This window comes from Bradyrhizobium sp. Ce-3 (assembly GCF_022835695.1).
Classification (GTDB): Bacteria; Pseudomonadota; Alphaproteobacteria; order Rhizobiales; family Xanthobacteraceae; genus Bradyrhizobium.
Window position 1 is genome coordinate 348,887 of sequence record NZ_BQUV01000007.1, and the last position, 17,647, is coordinate 366,533.

At 64.9% G+C, this 17,647-nt stretch carries 13 protein-coding genes; 7 read left to right on the forward strand and 6 right to left on the reverse strand.

Annotated features, from left to right (window positions below; all coding sequences use genetic code 11):
• Positions 1-61: 61 nt before the first annotated feature.
• The 7 genes from hemJ to BRSPCE3_RS25140 all read left to right on the forward strand — a co-directional run bounded on the left by hemJ (position 62) and on the right by BRSPCE3_RS25140 (position 8,471).
• Complete coding sequence (gene hemJ / locus BRSPCE3_RS25110) at positions 62-484, forward strand: protoporphyrinogen oxidase HemJ (RefSeq protein ID WP_244069056.1); 423 nt, start codon at positions 62-64, stop codon at positions 482-484.
• A gap of 251 nt (positions 485-735) precedes the next feature.
• Positions 736-2,001 carry a transcription termination factor Rho gene (rho, locus tag BRSPCE3_RS25115; protein ID WP_021078151.1) on the forward strand — a complete coding sequence of 422 codons (1,266 nt, stop codon included), beginning with the start codon at positions 736-738 and terminating at the stop codon, positions 1,999-2,001.
• A gap of 311 nt (positions 2,002-2,312) precedes the next feature.
• Entirely contained in the window at positions 2,313-3,638 is a 1,326-nt protein-coding gene (mnmE, locus tag BRSPCE3_RS25120) for a tRNA uridine-5-carboxymethylaminomethyl(34) synthesis GTPase MnmE (RefSeq protein WP_244068969.1), read from the forward strand.
• A gap of 237 nt (positions 3,639-3,875) precedes the next feature.
• The gene (mnmG, locus tag BRSPCE3_RS25125; RefSeq protein ID WP_244068970.1) at positions 3,876-5,759 is read left to right on the forward strand and encodes a tRNA uridine-5-carboxymethylaminomethyl(34) synthesis enzyme MnmG; all 1,884 of its coding nucleotides are present in this window, start codon (positions 3,876-3,878) and stop codon (positions 5,757-5,759) included.
• A 131-nt stretch (positions 5,760-5,890) separates the two neighbouring features.
• Positions 5,891-6,556, forward strand: coding sequence for a 16S rRNA (guanine(527)-N(7))-methyltransferase RsmG (gene rsmG / locus BRSPCE3_RS25130; protein ID WP_244068971.1), 666 nt, complete (start codon positions 5,891-5,893; stop codon positions 6,554-6,556).
• 31 nt (positions 6,557-6,587) lie between these two features.
• Positions 6,588-7,439 carry a ParA family protein gene (locus BRSPCE3_RS25135; RefSeq protein ID WP_244068972.1) on the forward strand — a complete coding sequence of 284 codons (852 nt, stop codon included), beginning with the start codon at positions 6,588-6,590 and terminating at the stop codon, positions 7,437-7,439.
• Positions 7,440-7,580: 141 nt separating this feature from the next.
• Positions 7,581-8,471, forward strand: coding sequence for a ParB/RepB/Spo0J family partition protein (locus BRSPCE3_RS25140; RefSeq protein WP_244068973.1), 891 nt, complete (start codon positions 7,581-7,583; stop codon positions 8,469-8,471).
• A gap of 154 nt (positions 8,472-8,625) precedes the next feature.
• Here the strand turns inward: BRSPCE3_RS25140 and holA are convergent, their stop codons facing one another.
• The 6 genes from holA to pheT all read right to left on the reverse strand — a co-directional run bounded on the left by holA (position 8,626) and on the right by pheT (position 17,518).
• Positions 8,626-9,657 (reverse strand): DNA polymerase III subunit delta, encoded by a 1,032-nt coding sequence (gene holA / locus BRSPCE3_RS25145; protein WP_244068974.1) that lies wholly within the window; start codon positions 9,655-9,657, stop codon positions 8,626-8,628.
• Between the two features lie 8 nt (positions 9,658-9,665).
• The gene (gene lptE / locus BRSPCE3_RS25150; RefSeq protein WP_244068975.1) at positions 9,666-10,223 is read right to left on the reverse strand and encodes an LPS assembly lipoprotein LptE; all 558 of its coding nucleotides are present in this window, start codon (positions 10,221-10,223) and stop codon (positions 9,666-9,668) included.
• Positions 10,210-12,858, reverse strand: coding sequence for a leucine--tRNA ligase (gene leuS, locus BRSPCE3_RS25155; RefSeq protein ID WP_244068976.1), 2,649 nt, complete (start codon positions 12,856-12,858; stop codon positions 10,210-10,212). The genes lptE and leuS overlap by 14 nt, the downstream gene beginning before the upstream one ends.
• Positions 12,859-13,142: 284 nt before the next feature.
• On the reverse strand, positions 13,143-14,087 hold the full coding sequence (locus BRSPCE3_RS25160) for an MBL fold metallo-hydrolase (protein WP_244068977.1): 945 nt from the start codon (positions 14,085-14,087) through the stop codon (positions 13,143-13,145).
• Between the two features lie 31 nt (positions 14,088-14,118).
• Positions 14,119-14,895, reverse strand: coding sequence for a sulfite exporter TauE/SafE family protein (locus tag BRSPCE3_RS25165; RefSeq protein ID WP_244068978.1), 777 nt, complete (start codon positions 14,893-14,895; stop codon positions 14,119-14,121).
• 214 nt (positions 14,896-15,109) lie between these two features.
• Positions 15,110-17,518: a phenylalanine--tRNA ligase subunit beta gene (gene pheT / locus BRSPCE3_RS25170; protein WP_244068979.1), complete on the reverse strand. Its 2,409-nt coding sequence runs from the start codon at positions 17,516-17,518 to the stop codon at positions 15,110-15,112.
• Between the last annotated feature and the right edge of the window lie 129 nt (positions 17,519-17,647).

Here is a 17,647-nt window from a genome sequence, read left to right on the forward strand (position 1 = left end):
AGCTTCGCGCGCAACGCCAAGACCTCCCCCGAGCTGTTCCCTGAAAGGCATCGCTGCGATGTTGTATGACTGGATCAAGGCGCTGCACATCGTCGCCGTCATCTCCTGGATGGCCGGCATGCTCTATCTGCCGCGGCTATTCGTCTATCATTGCGAAGCCGAGCCCGGCTCGAAGCAGTCCGAGACCTTCAAGGTCATGGAGCGGCGGCTTTTGAAGGGGATCATCAACCCTGCGATGATCGTCACCTGGTTGGCCGGGCTCTATCTGGTCTGGGCCGGACACTGGTACCTGTCGGGCTGGTTTCACGTCAAATTTACGCTGGTCCTCATCATGTCGGGTATCCACGGCTTTTTGTCTCGCTGTGTGAAGGATTTCGCCGCCGACCGGAATCAGCGAAGCCAGAAATTCTATCGTATTATCAACGAGGTGCCGACGCTTCTGATGATCCTGATCGTCATCATGGTGGTGGTGAAGCCATTCTAGACATTGCGATGCCTAAGAAGCATGCTTCAGTCCTTCTTGCGAAGGACGGATCGATTTTCTATATAGGTTTTATCCCACCCCACGCAGGCGGATGTGGCCGCGTTCCGGTTCTTTTCGGGCCGGCGCCGCATCAGGTTTGAAAGCCCAAACGGCACTTTCCTGGCTGAGACCTGCGGACCTTCCTTTGGCGTCCGCTTTTTCCAAGCCACCTCGCACCCCTTCCCAACCTACTTCCTGACAGGACTACCCCAATGCGGGAAATCAAACTCCAGGACCTCAAATCGAAAACGCCGGCCGAGCTCGTCTCGTTTGCGGAAGAGAATGGGGTCGAGAATGCCAGCACCATGCGCAAGCAGGAGCTGATGTTCGCAATTCTCAAGCAGCTCGCGATCGCCGAGACCGACATTATCGGTGAAGGCGTCGTCGAGGTGCTGTCCGACGGCTTCGGCTTCCTTCGTTCGCCCGACGCGAACTACCTGCCCGGCCCCGACGACATCTACGTGTCGCCGTCGCAGATCCGCCGTTTCGGCCTGCGCACCGGCGATACGATCGAAGGCCATATCCGCAGTCCGAAGGAAGGCGAACGCTATTTCGCGCTGCTCAAGGTCAACACGCTCAATTTCGAAGACCCGGAAAAGTCGAAGCACAAGGTCAATTTCGACAACCTCACGCCGCTGTTTCCCAATCAGCGTTTCCGCATGGAGCTCGAGGATTCCACCAAGAAGGACCTTTCCGCCCGCGTGATCGACATCGTCGCGCCGATCGGCAAGGGCCAGCGCGCGCTGATCGTGGCGCCGCCGCGCACCGGCAAGACGGTGCTGATGCAGAACATCGCGCACTCGATCACCGCCAATCATCCCGACTGCTATCTGATCGTGCTGCTGATCGACGAGCGTCCGGAAGAAGTCACGGACATGCAGCGCTCGGTGAAGGGCGAGGTGGTGTCGTCGACCTTCGACGAGCCCGCGGTACGCCACGTCCAGGTCGCCGAGATGGTGATCGAGAAGGCCAAGCGCCTGGTCGAGCACGGCCGCGACGTCGTGATCCTGCTCGATTCGATCACGCGCCTCGGCCGGGCCTACAACACCGTGGTGCCGTCATCCGGCAAGGTGCTGACCGGCGGTGTCGACGCCAATGCGTTGCAGCGTCCGAAGCGCTTCTTCGGTGCCGCGCGCAACATCGAGGAGGGCGGTTCGCTGACCATCATCGCGACCGCACTGGTCGATACCGGCAGCCGCATGGACGAGGTCATCTTCGAAGAGTTCAAGGGTACCGGTAACTCCGAACTGATCCTCGACCGCAAGGTCTCGGACAAGCGGACCTTCCCGGCGATCGACATCGCCCGCTCCGGCACCCGCAAGGAGGAGCTCATCACCGATCCGCAGGTGCTGAAGAAGATGTATGTGCTGCGCCGGATCCTCAATCCGATGGGCACCATGGACGCGATCGACTTCCTGCTCGACAAGCTGCGGAACACGAAGAGCAACTCGGAATTCTTCGATTCCATGAACACCTGAGGCCTAAGGTCGGGCCGAACAGGAAAGGGCGCTCCGCACAAACGGGGCGCCTTTTTTCATGCTGCGGGTTTGCTGCAGCACGATGCAGCAAAAATTGAGCCGCCTTTCGCACCGAATATTCATATAAATATCTGATGTGATTTATATTTCCATCATGGCTGTGTGATTTGGTTGATAATGCCGCAGCAAAATTGCTGCGCGGCTGCTGCAATGAATTGCGATGCTGCAACGCAGCATAGTGCGGCACGGCGTGCAAAACGGGAGCCAAAACGGGAGCGTTGCCTTTGCCGATTTGCTGGAAGAAATAGGCGATGCATCCGCGCGACCAGACTATCTTCGCATTGTCCTCCGGACGGCCGCCGAGCGCGATCGCCATTATCAGACTGTCTGGCCCAATGGCCGAGTCGGTCATTGCGGGACTGGCCGGCAAGGCGTTGGCGCCGCGGATGGCGACCCGGGCGCTGCTCCGCGATTCGAACCATCAACCGATCGATGACGCAGTCGTGCTCTGGTTCCCGGGTCCTGGTAGCGCGACCGGCGAGGACGTCGCCGAATTTCATGTCCACGGCGGGCGTGCGGTCCTGGCGGCGATGTTCGACGCCATCGCGGCCTTCGACAATGTCCGACCGGCCGAGCCCGGCGAGTTCACCCGGCGCGCATTCGAGAACGGCAAGCTCGACCTGACCGAGGCCGAAGGCCTGGACGATCTGATCCATGCCGACACCGACCGTCAAAGGCGCCAGGCACTGCGCCAGCTGAAAGGGTTGCTCGGCGACCGCGCCCGCGACTGGCGCGAGCGGATCATCGCGGCGTCCGCGCTGATCGAGGCCGGCATCGATTTCTCCGACGAAGGCGATGTGCCGGCGGAACTGATCGCGCCGGCGCTGGAGAAGATCCGGGCGCTGCATGACGAGATCAAGCAGGTGCTAGCGGGGCAGGGGCAAAGCGAGCGGTTGCGCGACGGCCTGGTGGTCGCGATCGCGGGCCCGCCGAACGTCGGCAAATCGACCCTGATCAATCAGCTTGCCAAGCGGGAGGTCGCGATTGTCTCGCCGCATGCCGGCACGACGCGCGACGTGATCGAGGTCCAGCTCGATCTCGATGGCTATCCCGTCACGGTCATCGACACCGCCGGGATCCGCGAGACCAGCGATCCGGTGGAGCAGGAGGGGGTTCGCCGGGCGCGGGCCCGGGCCGCCGAAGCCGACCTCGTGCTGTGGCTGGCCGACAGCGGCGGCGCGAAGCCCGCGCACGGTGGCGCGACCCCGACCTGGCTGGTGCGAAACAAGATCGACCTGGTCAGGACGCCGGCGGGTGAGGGCAGTAGCTACCCCGAGTTCAGGATATCGGCGGCCCGCGGCGACGGTCTCTCCGAGCTGATCGCCGCATTGGTCGGTTTCGCTCACGACTATTTCGCGACCAGCGAGGGCGGTCTGATCAGCCGGACCCGGCAGCGCGGGTTGCTCGAGGAGACTGTCGAATCTCTTCGGCGCAGCATCGACGTGGTCGGGCAGGGCGAGGAGCTCGCCGCTGAGGAACTGCGCAGGGCCGCCTATTCGCTCGGCCGTCTGCTCGGTCGGGTTGATGTCGAGGACATCCTGGACGTCATCTTCCGCGAGTTTTGCGTCGGAAAGTAGCGGGGGACGCCCCCTTGTTTCACGTGAAACATGGTTTCGATCTGGTTAAGGAACTCTCCTCCGTTTCACGTGAAACAATTGCCGTCAGCTGGAGTGCGCTGTTTCACGTGAAACAGCTCCGCCCGGCGTTGCGAGCGAGGTGAAGCAAGCCATATCTCGCCCATCGGACCAGGTCGCAGACCGCCGATCTCAACTTCGTTCTTCCGGCTTTCATCACTCCGCGATAGAAGTCCCGCCATGACTTCCAGGGCAGATTCATTTGACGTCATCGTCATCGGCGGCGGCCATGCCGGCTGCGAAGCCGCGAGTGCTGCTGCCCGGATGGGCGCGAAGACGGCCCTGGTGACGCATCGTTTCGCGACCATCGGCGCGATGTCCTGCAATCCCGCGATCGGCGGGCTTGGTAAGGGCCATCTGGTCCGCGAAGTCGATGCGCTGGACGGTCTGATGGGCCGGGTCGCCGACGCCGGCGGCATCCAGTTTCGCATGCTCAATCGCCGCAAGGGTCCGGCGGTCCGTGGCCCCCGGGCCCAGGCCGACCGCAAGCTCTATGCGGCGGCGATGCAGGCGGCGATCACCGAGACAGCGAACCTCGGCGTCATCGAAGGCGAGGCGGACGAACTGATCGTCGTCGACGGCCGCGTGACCGGCATCCGTCTGGGCGACGGCCGTCAGCTCGATGCGGGCGCTGTCGTCATCACGACCGGAACCTTCCTGCGCGGTCTGATCCATCTTGGCGAGAAGAACTGGCCGGCTGGCCGGGTAGGCGAGGCGCCGGCCATGGGCCTGTCCAACTCGTTCGAGCGAGCCGGCTTTGTGCTCGGCCGGCTCAAGACCGGGACGCCGCCGCGTCTCGACGGCACCACGATCGACTGGTCTGCGGTCGAAATGCAGCCGGGAGACGAGCCTCCGGAGCCCTTTTCGGTCATGACGGACCGGATCACGACCCCGCAGATCCAGTGCGGCATCACCCGGACCACGCCGGCGACCCATGAGGTGATCCGGGCCAATGTGCACCGCTCGCCGATGTATTCCGGCCAGATCAAGAGCTCCGGGCCGCGCTATTGCCCCTCGATCGAGGACAAGATCGTCCGCTTTGGCGACCGCGATGGCCACCAGATCTTCCTGGAGCCGGAAGGGCTCGATGACAGCACGGTCTATCCCAACGGCATCTCGACCTCGCTGCCGGAGGAGGTCCAGCTCGCGATCCTCGCCACCATCCCCGGCCTTGAGCGGGTGAAGATGGTCCGGCCGGGCTATGCGATCGAATACGACCACGTCGATCCCCGTGAGCTCGATCCGACCCTTGAGACCAAGCGTCTGCGCGGGCTTTTCCTGGCCGGGCAGATCAATGGCACCACGGGATACGAAGAGGCGGCCGGGCAGGGCATCGTTGCCGGGCTCAATGCCGCCCTGGCCGCCGGCGGGACCGATCCGATCGTGTTCGACCGTGCTGACGGCTATCTCGGCGTGATGATCGACGACCTCGTGACCCGCGGCATCACCGAGCCCTATCGGATGTTCACCTCGCGCGCCGAATACCGGCTGACGCTGCGGGCCGACAATGCCGATCAGCGGCTGACCGACAAGGGTATCGCGCTCGGATGCGTTGGAGCGGCCCGCGCGGAGCGCCATCGGACCAAGATGACGGCGCTGGATGCGGCCAAGACCCTGGCGAAGTCGCTTGCGATCACACCGAATGAAGCCGCCAAGCACGGGCTGGCGCTCAATCGCGACGGTCATCGCCGCTCCGCCTTCGAGCTGCTGGCCTATCCGGAGATCGAGTGGCCGGCGGTCCAGGCGATCTGGCCGGAGCTATCGGCCATTGACCCTGCGATCACGGTGCATCTCGAGATCGATGCCAAATACGATGTCTATCTGAAGCGCCAGACCGCAGACGTTGACGCCTTCCGGCGCGACGAAGGCCTGGTCCTGACCGATGTCGACTATGCCGATGTGCCCGGCCTCTCCAACGAAGCGCGCGCCAAGCTGCAGAAGGCGCAGCCGCGGACGGTCGGCCAGGCCGGCCGGATCGACGGCATGACGCCGGCGGCGCTTGGAATCTTGGCGGCCTATCTCCGGCGCGAGGCACGACGGAAATCGGCTAAGGCGACCGCCTGACGTTTCACGTGAAACACGAAGGCTGAGCGCCGATAACTTTCGCCAGGCCGAAGCGTTGGGCAGGTCCATCGCTTGCCAGACTCAGCTACGATTGACTTTCCATCGTCAGACCGCACGGCCCTGCTCCCAGAATGGCTTCAGCTCCGCAATCCGCCGAACTCGGCATCTCCGCCAAAGACAAGGCAGCGGCACTCGTGCTGACGCCTGTTTCACGTGAAACAGAGGTCCGGCTCGATCGCTACATCGCCCTCCTCCTGGAGTGGCAGGCCAAGACCAATCTCGTCGCGCCGTCGACGCTGCCAAATCTCTGGACCCGCCACGTCTCCGATTCGTTGCAGCTCCTGAGCCTCGCGCCGACGGCCAAGTCCTGGGTCGATCTCGGCAGCGGCGGCGGCTTCCCCGGCGTCGTGCTCGCCTGCGCCCTGGCCGAGACGCCTGGGGCGTCGATCCATCTGGTTGAGCGAATCGCCAAGAAGGCCGCGTTCCTGCGGGAAGCGATTCGGGTCACGGCGTCACCGGGGACGGTGCATCTGGCTGATATCGGGGATACTGTGGATAGAATCGCGGGGCCCATCGATTGCGTCACCGCGCGGGCACTGGCTCCGTTACATCAACTGATCGGCTTTGCCGAGCCGTGGGTCAAAAAGGGCGCCAAGGCGCTGTTCTTGAAGGGTCAAGATGTAGAGGCCGAATTGACCGAGGCCACTAAATATTGGAATATTGAGCCAAAGCTACACGCCAGCCGGACCGGCGGACAGGGCTGGATCGTCGAACTCGGGTCAATCGAGCGGCGCTAGGGGACTCCGCAAGAGCAAATGGTATTTTGGTATGACTGTGATGGACAAGGTTTATCAAGGGGATAAGGCGCTCCAAGCGCCGGGCCATCCGCGCATCCTGTCGCTCGCCAACCAGAAGGGCGGCGTCGGCAAGACCACCACAGCGATCAATCTCGGCACCGCACTCGCTGCGATTGGCGAGCGCGTCCTGATCGTCGATCTCGATCCGCAGGGCAATGCCTCGACCGGGCTCGGCATCGACCGCCGCAGCCGCAACTGCTCGACCTACGACGTGCTGATCGGCGAAGCGCCGCTGCGCGATGCCGTGGTCGCGACCGCGGTGCCGCGGCTGCATATCGCCGCCTCCACCATGGACCTCTCCGGCCTCGAGCTCGAGCTCGGCACCACGCCGGGCCGCGCCTTCCGGCTGCGCGACGCGATCGCCGGGTTGAACAACAACGTTTCACCCGATTCCGATTACACCTATGTGCTGATCGACTGCCCGCCCTCGCTCAATCTGCTCACGGTGAATGCGATGGCTGCGTCGGACGCGATCCTCGTGCCGCTGCAATGCGAGTTCTTCGCACTCGAAGGTCTGTCGCAATTGCTGCAGACCGTAGAGCAGGTGCGCTCGACGCTCAATCCGACCTTGTCGATCCACGGCATCGTGCTGACCATGTTCGACTCGCGCAACAACCTCTCCAACCAGGTGGTTGCCGACGTGCGCCAGTTCATGGGCAACAAGGTCTACGACACCATGATCCCGCGCAACGTGCGCATCTCGGAAGCGCCGTCCTACGGCAAGCCGGTGCTGGTCTACGATCTCAAATGCGCCGGCAGCGATGCATATCTCAAGCTCGCCACCGAAGTGATCCAGCGCGAGCGCGAGCTGCGCGCGCATTGACGATGCACAGGATGGGCGCCATGCAGCGATCCCCATCCTCGTCCGCGACGACAGCGATGGGTTTCGCCGCGCGCGGCCCATCCTGCGATTCTGAAATTCAAGTCTGGAGTACTGCGCGTGAATCCAAGGGAGCTCGCAACAATGGCCGATGAAGCGCGTTCGCGACTGGGGCGCGGGCTGGCAAGCCTGATCGGAGATGTCGGCGGCGAGGCGGCCGCGCATGTCGAGCGGCCGCGCAACCAGCGCAAGGTGCCGATCGAATTCCTCAAGCCCAATCCGCGCAATCCGCGACGCAGCTTCGCCGACACCGAGCTCGGCGAACTCGCCGATTCGATCAAAGCGCGCGGCGTGATCCAGCCGATCGTGGTGCGCGCGATCAAGGGCACCCAGGACCGCTACGAGATCATCGCCGGCGAACGCCGCTGGCGCGCCTCGCAGCTCGCCGGCCTGCACGAAGTGCCGATCGTGCCGGTCGAGGTGAATGATTCCGACGCGCTCGAGATCATGATCATCGAGAACGTGCAGCGCGAAGACCTCAACGCGATGGAAGAGGCGCTGGGTTATCATTCGCTCGCCGACGAGTTCAAACGCAGCCAGGAAGACATCGCCAAGATCGTCGGCAAGAGCCGCAGCCACGTCGCCAACATGATGCGGCTGACCAAGCTGCCGGCCGAGGTACAGGCGCTGATCTCGAAGGGCGATCTCTCCGCCGGCCACGCCCGTGCGCTGATCGGCGTGCCGGATCCGCTTGCCGCCGCAAAGCGCATCGTCGCCGAAGGCCTCAACGTCCGTCAGGCCGAGGCGCTGGCGCATGAGGAGGGCGTGCCGGAACGCAAGCCGCAGAAGGCGCGCAGCGGCAGCGCGGCCAAGGTCGACAAGGATGCCGACACGCTGGCGCTGGAGAAGCGTGTCAGCGATGCGCTCGGTCTTGCCGTCACCGTCAGCCACCGCGATCCCGGCGGCACCGTCCAGATCAACTACCGCAACCTCGAGCAGCTCGACGAGGTGATACGGCGGCTGGAAGGCGGCTAGTTCTTCCAACAACTCTCCACGTCATTGCGAGGAGCTCGCGACAAAATTGCAAAGCAATTTTGCGCTGAAGCGACGAAGCAATCCATCGATCCGCATATGCGGACCCATGGATTGCTTCGCTTCACTGGCAATGACGTCTTCCCAATATCGTGCGTTATCCCCGCCGCTTCGCGTTCGCCGCGATCGACAGCAGCGCGCGCTGCCCGATCACGGCGGCGAGCGAGGCCTGCTTGCGCATGTCGAGCGCCGCGGTGGCGAGCTGGTCGATCACGATGACCAGGCGTTGCGGCGTGAAATTGCGCAGCGCGATCTCGACCATCGGTTTGCGCGAGAAATGCAGCCGCGGAAATCCGCCTTCGAGCACGGCCGATGCCGGCGTCCCGTCAGCGATCGCCAGCGCCGATTTGTGCAGCCACGCCGCCTGGCGCTGCGCGGCCGAGATGATCACGCCGGGGTAGGTGCCGGCGACCATTGCCTTGGTGAACTCGCTTTCGACCAGCGCGGCGTTACCGGCGAACGCGCCGTCGACGATCGGATCGAGCTTCAGCTCGGAGGCGTCGGAGACCACGGTCATCACGTCGTCGAGCGTGATCTCGCCCTTGCCATGCGCGAACAGCGCGAGCTTGCGCAGCTCGTTGCGCGAGGCCATGCGGTCGCCGCCGAGCAGCGACATCAGCACCGCACGCGCGTCTTGCGCGAGCCGCAGGTTGGAGGTGCGCAGCTCGTCCTCGATCAGCTTGGTCAGATCGCGCTCGGTGTCGGGATAGCAGCCGATCGCGACCGCGCTCTTGGCGCGCTCGCAGATCTTGCGCAGCGGCGATTCCGGCCGCAGTTCGCCGGCCTCGATCACGATGCGGCAATCTTTCAGGGCTGGGGTTTCGGTCAGCGTCTCGACGCCGCTCGAGAAATTGCGTGATCCGGCCCGGACGCGGATGGCGCGGCGGCCGCCGAACAGCGGCACCGTCATGGCCTCGTCGACCAGCCGCGACGGCTCGGCGGCGAGCTCGTCGCCATCGAGCCGCACCAGCGAGAACGGATCGTTGGGATCGTCGACGGCCGAGGCCATCAGCGCGTCGGCGCGCTCGCGCACCAGGCCGAGGTCCGGGCCGTAAACCAGGATGATCGGCCGGCCGGCATCAGGCCGGGCGAGGAAGTTATCGATTTCTTTTCCGCGAAGCGCGACCAATGCAGCGATCAGGTTCCGGCCGAGAAGAACGAGGCGAGCCGGGTCTGGATGTTGTCGGCGATCTCCTGCGCGGCGCGGTCCTCGGCGTCGCGGAGGGCGCGGGTCCGGGCGAAGCGCTGGTAGGAACCGGGCATGTCATAGGACACGCGCGAGAAGGTGGTGCCGGTCATGACCGACTTGTTCGACGCGATCTCGACCAGGTTGAACTGGGCATCGATGCCGTAGTTCTCGCTGGTCGGCAGCGCGGTGGTCGGGTCAATCATCAGCGAGGAACGGCTGGTATTGAAACGCAGCACCAGCCGGTGCGTCGGCGGTGCGCCGGTGGCGGTGCCGTAGAGCTTGAAGGCGAGGGCGTTGCGGACCTCGACGCCGACCCGGGCCTCGCGGGACGCGTTCGCCTTGTCGACCGGGGGAACCTCGACGCCCATCAACTTTTCGCGCAAGGCGGACGACTGACCGTCGAGCGTGCGCTCGGCATACATCGGCTGGAAGCATCCGGCCGTCAGCGCGGCCAAGGCAGCCACAGCCACGAGCCGGGCGGCGATCCCAATCCTAGCCGACAACATTGACGATCCTCATGGGCACCACAATCACCTTGCGGACGGGTTTGCCGCCCAAGGCGGCTTTTACCGCATCGAGCGCCAAAACGGCAGCCTCTATATCCGCATTTTGCGCCGTCCGTGGCACGGTAACATCACCTCGTTTTTTACCGTTGACCTGGACGACCAGGGTCACGCTGTCTTCGACCAGCAAATCGCGTTCGATTTGCGGCCAATCGGCCTCGGAAACCAGCCCGGACTGGCCCAGAACCACCCAGCACTCCTCGGCCAGATGCGGCATCATCGGCGAGAACAGCTGGACCAGGACGGTTGCGGCTTCCTTCACCGCCCAAGAAACATCTGGAGCGAGGTCCGGCGCCGGCTGGTCGCTCACCGTGGTTTCCTTGGCCAGCACCTCGGACAGCGCATTGGCGAATTCCCGGATATGGGCGAGACAGACGTTGAAATGCAGCCGCTCGATCCCGGACGACACCTTGTCGAGCGCGCCATGGGCCGCCTTGCGCAGCGCCAGCGCCTCGGGCCCGAACGTCGCCGGCCGGGCCGCCGGCGCCGTTTTGGCAATCTCGGCCGATTCATTGACCAGCCGCCACAGCCGCTGAACGAAGCGCGAGGCGCCCTGCACGCGTTCGTCGCTCCAGATCACGTCGCGGTCCGGCGGCGAGTCCGACAGCATGAACCAGCGCGCGACGTCGGCGCCGTAGCTCGCGATGATGTCGTCGGGGTCGACGGTGTTCTTCTTCGACTTCGACATCTTCTCGATCGGGCCGATCGCGATGTCCTCGCCGGTCGCCAGCAGCATCGCGCGGCGGCCGTTGCCGCCGACCTCGATCTTCACCTCGGCCGGCGTGACCCAGCTGCCGTCGGCCTTCTGGTAGGTCTCGTGCACCACCATGCCCTGGGTGAACATGCCGGCGAACGGCTCGCTCATATCGATGTGGCCGGTGGCCTTCATCGCGCGGGTGAAGAAGCGGCTGTAGAGCAGATGCAGGATCGCGTGCTCGACGCCGCCGATATACTGGTCGACCGGCATCATCCGGTTGGCGACCGCGGGCGTGGTCGGCGCGGTCGCGTTCCACGGATCGGTGAAGCGCGCGAAATACCAGGACGAGTCCACGAAGGTGTCCATCGTGTCGGTCTCGCGCACCGCCTTGCCGCCGCACTTCGGACAATTGACGTGCTTCCAGGTCGGGTGATGGTCGAGCGCGTTGCCCGGCTTGTCGAAGGACACATCCTCCGGCAGCGTCACCGGCAGCTGGTCGTCGGGAACCGGCACCACGTCGCACTTCGGACAATGGATCACCGGGATCGGGCAGCCCCAATAGCGCTGGCGCGAAATGCCCCAGTCGCGCAGGCGGAAATTCACCTGCCGCTCGCCGACCGGCGCATTGCCGCGCAACTCGCTCTCCAGCCGCTTCGCGACCTCTTCCTTCGCCGCTTCGATCGTCATGCCGTCGAGGAAGCGCGAATTGATCATGCGGCCGTCGCCGTCATAGGCGGTGTCAGTGATCACGAATGTCTTCGGGTCCTGGCCCTCGGGGCAGACCACCGGCACGTTGCCGAGATTGTACTTGTTGACGAAGTCGAGGTCGCGCTGATCGTGCGCCGGGCAGCCGAAGATCGCGCCGGTGCCGTATTCCATCAGCACGAAATTCGCGACATAGACCGGCAGCTTCCAGCTCGGATCGAACGGATGCACCGCCTTGATGCCGGTGTCGAAGCCCTGCTTCTCGGCGGTGTCGATGATCGATTGCGCGGTGCCGATCTTCTTGATGTCGGCGATGAACTCGGCGAGCTTCGGGTTCTTCGCTGCGGCCGCCTGCGCCAGCGGATGATCCGCCGAGATCGCCATGAATTTTGCGCCGAACAGCGTGTCCGGCCGCGTCGTGAAGATCTTCAGCTCGTTCTCGCCGGCCGGCGTGGTCGCCGGATCCAGCGCGAAGCGGATCAACAGGCCCTCGGAGCGGCCGATCCAGTTGCGCTGCATCAGCCGCACCTTGTCGGGCCAGCGGTCCAGGCCGTCGAGCGCTTCCAGCAGCTCCTGCGCGTACTTGGTGATCTTGAAGACCCACTGGCTCATTTCCCGTTGTTCAACAACGGCGCCCGAACGCCAGCCGCGGCCGTCGATCACCTGCTCGTTGGCGAGCACGGTCATGTCGACCGGGTCCCAGTTCAGCTTGCGCTTCTCGCGCTCGGCGAGGCCGGCGCCCAGCATGTCCAGGAACATCTTCTGCTGATGCTTGTAATAGCTGGGGTCGCAGGTCGCGAACTCGCGGCTCCAGTCGAGCGACAGCCCGATCGACTTGAGCTGCTTCTTCATTGCGGCAATGTTGTCGTAGGTCCAGGCCTTCGGCGCCACCTTGCGCTCGATCGCGGCATTCTCCGCCGGCAGGCCGAACGCGTCCCAGCCCATCGGGTGCAGCACATTGAAGCCCTTGGCGCGCATGAAGCGGGCCAGCACGTCGCCGAGCGTGTAGTTGCGGACGTGCCCGATATGGATGCGCCCCGACGGATACGGGAACATCTCGAGGACGTAGTATTTCGGCCGCGGATCGTCGTTCTTGGAGGCGAAGATCGCCTTTTCGTCCCAGGTGGCTTGCCAGCGGGGCTCGGATTCACGGGCGTTATAGCGTTCGGCGGTCATGAAATCGCAAGGATTTTGGGTGGCTTTGGGGTCCCATCCGGGGACGGCGGACTAGGCCACAAAAGCGCCTGCGGGGTCAACGGCTTGGGGCCCCCAAACGCCCGATCCCGCCGCGCAGCCGCCCTGTCGCTGCCGCAGGGGCACCGCCCGTCGCCTCCCCCGTCGTCCTGGCTTTCGCCAGGACGACATCGAATATTTGGCGCGATAGGGTCGCCGCTCTCTCCTCCCGTCGTTCCGGGGCAGCCCGCAGGGCTCTCGCTTCGCGAGCCCCGGAATGCCTCGCCTCACACCGGCAGCTTCAGCTCCATCAGATCCTTCGCCACGACGATCCGGCCCTTGAAGTTCGTCTTCACGTCCCTGGTCCAGTCGTCGTCGGTGACGGTGGGATCGTCACCGGGAACGAAATGGCTCAGCACAAGCGTCTTGACGCCGGCGGCGGCGGCGATGCGGCCGACGTCTTCGGTCGAGGTGTGGCTGTCGAGCAGATGCTTCTTCAAGGTCGCGCCGTTCTTGGTCTTGGCGACCAGGCGATCGACCGCGGGGATGTAGAGGCATTCGTGCACCAGCACGTCGGCGCCCTTCGCGAACTCGGCAAGCTTCGGATTGTAGGCGGTGTCGCTGGAGAACACGATCACACCGTCCGGCGTCTCGAACTTGTAGGCGAAATTGTCGACGATGGGCGGATGCGGCGTGCGGAACGCGGTGACGGTAACGTCAGGCGTCTTCAGCACCACGCCGTCCTCGGCGATGTCTTTCGCGATCAGCAGCTTGCGCGGGTCGGGCCGGCCTTCGTCCTCGATCCGGGTCTCGACGTCGAACTTGTTCAGCTCCCAATATTCTTTTGTCATCGCCTCGATGCCCTTGGGGCCGAACGAATGGATCGGCGTCGAGAGGCCGGCGGCCCAGGCGTTGTAGAACAGGTTGCCGTATTCGAGGTTGTGATCGGAATGGTGGTGGCTGATGAAGATGTACTTCACGGACGGGATCGGCACGCCGGCGCTGACCAGCTGGCGGCTGACGCCCATGCCGCAATCGATCACGAACGGCGTGTCGTTGACGACGACGAGATTGGCGGGGTTGGAGGCGCCGATGCCGACGCGCGGTCCGCCCTTGGTGCCGAGGAACACGATACGGGTGCGGGGCTTCGCATTCTGCGCGCGCACCGCCGGCGCCGCGAGCACGGCGGCGCTGCCGAGCGCCAGTTTCAATGCATTGCGGCGATCGATCATCGGTTCACTCCCTGAATTCCTTGCGGCGACCCTAGCCGCCGCGCAAAAGGCCATCAAGCGCCGGCAGGCCGACGATGACGGCGGCCGCGATCAGCGCGTAGCAGATCGCGCGGAACGCCTGCTCGCTTGCCTTGCCGAACAGTGAGGCGCCGAACCAGACGCCGATGCCGTAGACGGGACCGACGATCAGCGAGAACTTGATCGATTCGATCGTGATTAATCCGGTGAACCAGTAGCTGACCAGCGAGAAGAAATCCGAGGCGCCGAAGAACAGCACGATGTTGGCGCGCGAGATCACCGACGAGATCGGGCGTCCCAGCCAGTAGGCGACGATCGGCGGACCGCCGGTCTGGGCGAGGCCGCTGCAGAAACCGGACAGGCCGCCGACGCCGATCGAGAGCGCGGCGTGGTCCTTGCCGTGGTAGCGCCAGCCCGACAGCAGCAAGGCGAGCAGCGCCGCGACGAAGCAGGAGATGATCCAGCGCGTCGTCACCGGCTCGAGCACGGTGAGGAAATAGGTGCCGATCGGAACGCCGACCAACGCGCCGGCGACCATCACCGCGGTGGCCTTGCGGTCGGCATGGGTCCAGGCGTTCGGCAGCAGCGGCGTCGCTGCGACGAAGTCGATGACCAGCAGCAGCGCCGCCACCAGCCGCGGCGCGGCGACGCTGCTCGCCAGCGGCATGAAGATCAGCGCCGAGCCGAAGCCGGAGAAGCCGCGCGCAGTGCCCGACACGAACGCGATCGCGCAGATTGCAAGCGCGATGCTGGTCGAGATGTCGGAGGGGATCAGGGAGAGGGAGGTCATGGGAAGGGAATGAGGTTCAATTAGCTACCCGACAAATGCACTCATGCTGACAGGCCATTCTGTCAGACCCGTCATCCTGAAGCGCGAGCTCTTGCGAGCCTCGAAGGATGAATCGGCCCGCAGTCGGGCCGTCGACTCTTCGAGACGGCCGCTGCGCGGCCTCCTCAGGGTGACCGTGGTGGGGTTGCGCGGTGCCCCACCACCATGACCCGCCTCACGCGCGCAGCGTGCCGCCGGTCTTCTTCGTCACCTCGGCGACGATCTTGGCGGCGACGGCGTCGATCTCCTGATCGGTCATGGTCTTCTCGCGCGGCTGGATCGTCACCGCGATCGCGATCGACTTCTTGTCGGGATCGATGCCCTTGCCCTCGTAGAGGTCGAACACGCTCACGTCGGTGATCAGCTTCTTGTCGACGCTCTGCGCCGCGCGAACGAGATCGCCGGCCTTGACGCTGCGGTCGACGATGAAGGCGAAGTCGCGCGACACCGGCTGGAACGCCGAGAGCTCCAGCACCGGCTTGGCGCGGGTCGCCCGCTGCTTGCCCTGCGGGATGCGCTCGAGGATCACCTCGAACACGATCATCGGACCGTCGGCGCCAAGCGCCTCGGCTACCCGCGGATGCAGCTCGCCGAAAGTGCCGAGCACGTTCTGCGGACCGATCTGGATGGTGCCGGAGCGCCCCGGATGCAGCCAGGCGGGGCCGCCAGGGACGATCTGCAACGCCTGCATCGGCGCGCCCGCGGCGGCCAGCACGGCGAAGGCGTCGGCCTTGGCATCCATTGCGTCAGCCGTGGTCGAGCCGGTCCAGTGCCGTCCGATCCCCTTCGACGAGGCGTAGCCATGGCGCACGCCGGAGGCGGCCACCAGCTGGTCTTCCGGCCGGTCGCCGCGGAATACCTGGCCGACCTCGAACAGCGCCACGTCAGGAGTGCCGCGGTTGATATTGGCCTGAGCCGCTGCGACGAGACCGGGCAGCAGGCTCGGCCGCATGTCGGAGAGATCGGCTGCGATCGGGTTGGCGATCACCAGCTCGCTCTGGCCGCCGCCGAACAGTTTTGCGGCGTCATTGGTGATGAACGACCAGGTCACGGCTTCCACCATGCCGCGCACGCCCAGAGCGCGCTTGGCGCGGCGGGTGCGCTGCTGCATTGGCGTCAGCACCGGCTTGCGCGGCTCCTCGCCACGCTCGAACGGCGTCATCGGCACCTTGTCGACGCCGACGATGCGCACGATCTCCTCGACGAGGTCGGCCTTGCCCTCTACGTCGGTGCGCCAGGACGGGACCGCGACCTTCACCACGGGGCCGTTGCCGGCCAGCATGAATCCGAGCCGGGTCAGGATCAGCTTCACCTCGACCAGCGGCACCTCGATGCCGGCCAGACGCTTCACCTCGCCGAGCGGGAAGTCGATGACGCGATCCTCGCCGAACTGCTTGCCGACCACGACGTTCTCGGACGGCGTACCGCCGCACAGCTCCAGCACCAGCTTGGTCGCGAGCTCGAGCCCGGGCACCATGAAGGCCGGATCGACGCCGCGTTCGAAGCGATAGCGCGCATCTGAATTGATGCCGAGCTTGCGGCCGGTCTGCGCGATGTTGATCTCGTTCCACAGCGCCGATTCGATCAGCACATCCGTGGTGTTGTCGTCGCAGCCCGAGGCCTCGCCGCCCATGATGCCGGCGAGCGATTCGACGCCGTGCTCGTCGGCAATTACGCAAACATTGCTGTCGAGCGTGTAGGTGCGGCCGTCGAGTGCGAGCAGCGTCTCGCCATCTTTCGCGCGGCGGACGGTGAGCTTGCCCCGCACCTTCTTGGCGTCGAACACGTGCAGCGGACGGGCGCGGTCGTAGGTCATGAAGTTGGTGATGTCGACCAGCGCGTTGATCGGGCGCAGGCCGATCGAAGTCAGCCGCTTCTGCAGCCATTCCGGCGACGGGCCGTTCTTCACCCCGCGCACCAGCCGCAGCGCGAAGCCCGGGCATAGCGTGGCGTCTTCCACCTTGACCTGGACCGGGCAGGGGAATTCGCCCTTGATCGGCCTGATGCCGGGATCCTTGAACTTGCCCATGTCGGCAGCGGCGAGGTCGCGCGCGATGCCGTGCACGCCGGTGCAGTCCTGCCGGTTCGGCGTCAAATTGATCTCGATGGTGGGATCGCCGAGCCCGGCCCAGTCGGCATAGCCCTTGCCGAGCGGCGCGTCGGCCGGCAGCTCCATGATGCCGTCATGGTCTTCCGAGATCTGCAATTCGGCGGCCGAGCACAGCATGCCGCGGCTCTCGACACCGCGGATGGTGCCGACGCCGAGCGTGATGTTCTTGCCGGGGATGTAGGTGCCGGGCGGCGAGAACACACTGATCAGTCCCGCACGCGCATTCGGCGCCCCGCACACCACCTGCACCGGCGCGCCGCCGTCGCCGGTGTCGACCATGCAGACGCGCAGCCGGTCGGCATTCGGATGCTGCTCGGCCGAGATCACGCGCGCGATGGTGAACGGCGCCAGCGCCTTCGCCTTGTCCTCGATGTTCTCGACCTCAAGCCCGATCATGGTGAGCTTGTCGGCGAGCTTGTCGAGCGGCTCGTCGGTCTCGAGATGTTCCTTCAGCCAGGAGAGGGTGAACTTCACGGCTGCATGCCTCGGTTCTTGTTGGTGTTCACTGTGATACTTGCACCGGCGCCAGGGCTCCCTCCCCCCTTGCGGGCGAGGGTTGGGGAGAGGGGTAAGCCGCTTGCTCGGAGCAATGTTGTGTTGTGG